This window comes from Psychrobacter sp. TB20-MNA-CIBAN-0197, from assembly GCF_040309765.1.
GTDB lineage: Bacteria > Pseudomonadota > Gammaproteobacteria > Pseudomonadales > Moraxellaceae > Psychrobacter > Psychrobacter submarinus.
Genome location: NZ_JBEOPC010000251.1, coordinates 1 through 329, shown reverse-complemented (window position 1 = coordinate 329; position 329 = coordinate 1). Strand labels below are relative to the sequence as shown.

Annotated in this window: 1 protein-coding gene; it reads right to left on the bottom strand. The window is 45.0% G+C overall.

The window, feature by feature from the left end; translation table 11 throughout:
• The coding region (locus AAEY83_RS13540; protein ID WP_351059584.1) for an ATP-binding cassette domain-containing protein at positions 1–329 on the bottom strand (329 nt) is incomplete at both ends.

The window sequence follows — 329 nt, the reverse complement described above, 5'->3', positions numbered from 1 at the left end:
GCGCTGGCGCTGACCACCGGATAAATTGGCAGGATAAGCGTCTTTTTTATCCAGCAGACCCACTTTATCGAGCAGTTTTTCAGCATCGCTAATGGCTTGATCTTTTTTAATCTTTAAAACTTGCGTTGGCCCTTCGATGATGTTTTGCAAAATCGTTTTGTGTGGCCACAAGTTGAAGTTCTGAAAGACGAAGCCCACCCGCGCACGCAAACTCTCTAATTGCTTGATATCTGCGGCTTGAAGCTCACCTGATTTACTGGGCTTTAACATCAGCTCGTCGTTACCAATGATGATACGACCCTGATTGGGCTTTTCAAGCAGATTAATAC